Source organism: Edaphobacter aggregans DSM 19364 (genome assembly GCF_000745965.1).
In the GTDB taxonomy this organism is placed as follows: Bacteria; Acidobacteriota; Terriglobia; order Terriglobales; family Acidobacteriaceae; genus Edaphobacter; species Edaphobacter aggregans.
The window spans coordinates 1-2,691 of sequence record NZ_JQKI01000290.1; the positions used below are offsets into that span (position 1 = coordinate 1).

Below are 2,691 nucleotides of genomic sequence, written 5' to 3' on the forward strand. Positions count from 1 at the left end.
TCGCGATGATATACGCGACTTCTTCCGGGGCGCGAATGATTCGGTGGGGCGCGTAGCGGATCGTCTGCTTGGCAGCCTTAGCATTTATGGTCAGAGGGAGCGCGAAGTCGAGGAGAGTATCAATTTCGTTGCGTGCCACGATGGATTTACGCTGAACGACCTCGTCTCCTATAACTACAAGCACAACGAAGAAAACGGCGAAGGCAACCGCGACGGACGGGACGACAACCGAAGCTGGAACTGCGGCTTCGAAGGTCCGACGGACGATCCTGAAATCGAGACTCTCCGCAACCGGCAGGTGAAGAACCTTTTCACAGCAGTCATACTGTCTGCAGGTGTGCCCATGTTTGTTATGGGCGACGAGGTGCGGCGTAGTCAACGTGGCAATAATAATGCCTACTGCCAGGACAATGATACGAGCTGGTTCGATTGGAATCTGCTGTCCAAACATGCCGACCTCCTCCGGTTTGTGAAGTTGCTGATTGAGCGGCGTATGATGCGCGACGTGGAACATGAACGTCTGAGTTTGAGCCAGGTTCTCCGCGAACAACAACATGCCTGGCACGGCGTGAAACTCAATCAGCCGGATTGGTCTTCTTTCTCGCACAGCGTCGCAATCGGCGGGCAACTGAAGATCGAACGGATATTGGCGCACATCATCTTCAATGCTTATTGGGAAGCGCTCGAGTTCGAACTTCCGATATTGAGGGAGGGTACCGAGAAATGGCGGCGGTGGATCGATACTGCACTGGATCGGCCGCATGAGATTTCCGAATGGAATACGGAGAAACCAGTTCTGGGGACAACATATCGTGCTGGCGCACGGTCGGTAGTTGTGTTAATCGCAGGTGAAGGACCAATGGCGGGCATTTCAAATGGAGTTCAATCGGCGTCCGCGGAACCTTCCTCGCGCCAGGAATGTGCTTCCGCCAGCTCATTCGATAGGCCGGTGTCGGATAGAGTGACACAATCATGACCGCATTCTCACAACTGACCTATACCGCAGTGCTGCTTGCGGTTCTTACCTAACAGCTCGGCCTGCCTGTCCCGTCAGTCGTTTTTCTGATGGCCGCGGGTGCACTTTCGGCAGGTGGGGAAATGAGCACAAGCATCGTTGTTTCTCTGGGAATTTTAGCTTGCCTCGCAGCGGATTCGATATGGTTCTGGTTCGGCCGAAAGTGGGGTTCTCAAGCTATGCGGATGCTCTGCCGCTTGACTGCCGACCCGCGGGAAAGCTCCAGGAATGCGCACGAAAAGTTTAGCCGTTATGGCCCCCCTTTATTATGCGTGGCCAAGTTCTTTCCGGGACTGGGTGCCGTCGTTCCGCCGCTTGCCGGCGCGGAAGGAGTGTCGCTCGCGCGTTTCCTTGCCTTCGATACGTTAGGAGGCTTCCTCTGGTCAGGCTTCTATGTAGGGCTCGGCTATCTCTTCTCGAATGAACTGGACGTTGCCATTCGCTGGGTCAGACATTTTGGTACCGCCCTCGCTATCGCGATTGGGATTCCGATCGGTCTCTATATCGGCTGGCGTGGACTGGTTCTGGTGCGAATGATTCGTCGGCTACGGCTGCGCCGCATCAGCCCGCCGATGCTCGATCGCAAACTGAAATCCAATAGAAAAGTTGCAGTGCTCGACCTGTTGGACTTCGAAGAAGAAATGGACGGTGAAAGCCCGGAGGCTATTCCCGGCGCTTTCAGGGTGGATCCCGCTCACCTGCGAACGTCTCCACATATCACTGTTCCGGATGATGTCGAGATTATTCTCTATTCTTCTTCTGGAGGCGACACGTTAAGCGCGCGGGTCGCCGTGGCATTGAAACGCATAGGCGTTGACAAAGTATGGGTGCTGGAAGGCGGACTTAAGGCATGGCGCGAACACGGGTTCCCTGTCTCTCAGTCCCTGGAAGCCCCCGAAGTCGTTGCGGAGCGCTTTGGAGTTAGGTTGCCAAGTCCATAGCTAGCTCGGATGGGGACAGAGATGAACTGGGCAATGAAGCACGTCGTGGCGTGCTCTTCTCGGTCGCAATGAATGGAGCGGCATGGAAAAGCTGATCAGGCAGGAGCGATGGAGGTTTTGGTCGCAGACATCCTATGTGAAGCATGACTTAAAAAACTAGATGTCAAGACCCGCACTTCGCTAGAATTGCCTGGCTACTACCGTGCTGAGAAGAAGTGGGATTTGATCTTAGTGTCGGAAGGCCCATCTCGTAACCGCGATGGAATTTAAATCTCAGGTTGGTCCCTCGTTCGGGAATAACTTCAACAATCGGTCGGAGGAGGCCATCGGCAGTGGCACGGATGTTGGGTGGCCTACCGGGAAGGCCGTTTCGGTAAGGTCCCTCCTCCGTTCTTGGGCTATTTCTTCCTCTTGGAAGATTGCGACAAGGTATCGATCGAGCCCTCGAAACCTATAACGGCCTGTCCGATGTGAATGAGTCCGGTCGCCCCCCTCCCCAACGATATGAACACCAAGCAGTTGGCGCGTTTCCCTGTGAAACAATATCTTCAGGAGCCCGGTAGTGTCGTTTAGGATCTGGCCTCGCGCTATTTCGCGGTAATGTGCGATGCCAATCTCGCATGAGACACCCGCTTCGGTCAGTTGTTCTTCTGTTTTGCCAACGAACGAAATCTCCGGAATTGAGTAGATGCCTTACTAGTACTGTGACCGCTTGAATGAGTAGTTCAGTTTCAG

The 2,691-nt window shown here is 54.4% G+C and carries 1 protein-coding gene and 4 pseudogenes; 4 read left to right on the top strand and 1 reads right to left on the bottom strand.

Annotated features, from left to right (window positions below; genetic code table 11):
* The 4 genes and pseudogenes from Q363_RS42500 to Q363_RS47285 form a co-directional block, all read left to right on the top strand.
* Positions 1-976 (top strand): annotated as a pseudogene (locus Q363_RS42500) (hypothetical protein); the annotation flags it as partial.
* A gap of 62 nt (positions 977-1,038) precedes the next feature.
* Complete coding sequence (locus tag Q363_RS31255; protein WP_281176116.1) at positions 1,039-1,956, top strand: VTT domain-containing protein; 918 nt, start codon at positions 1,039-1,041, stop codon at positions 1,954-1,956.
* 165 nt (positions 1,957-2,121) lie between these two features.
* A pseudogene (locus Q363_RS47280) lies at positions 2,122-2,226 on the top strand (hypothetical protein); the annotation flags it as partial.
* Positions 2,216-2,430, top strand: a pseudogene (locus Q363_RS47285) (PaeR7I family type II restriction endonuclease). The pseudogenes Q363_RS47280 and Q363_RS47285, both read left to right, overlap by 11 nt.
* Here the strand turns inward: Q363_RS47285 and Q363_RS39690 are convergent.
* Positions 2,388-2,649: pseudogene (locus tag Q363_RS39690) on the bottom strand (Si-specific NAD(P)(+) transhydrogenase); the annotation flags it as partial. The pseudogenes Q363_RS47285 and Q363_RS39690 sit on opposite strands and share 43 nt — an antisense overlap.
* Positions 2,650-2,691 lie beyond the last annotated feature (42 nt).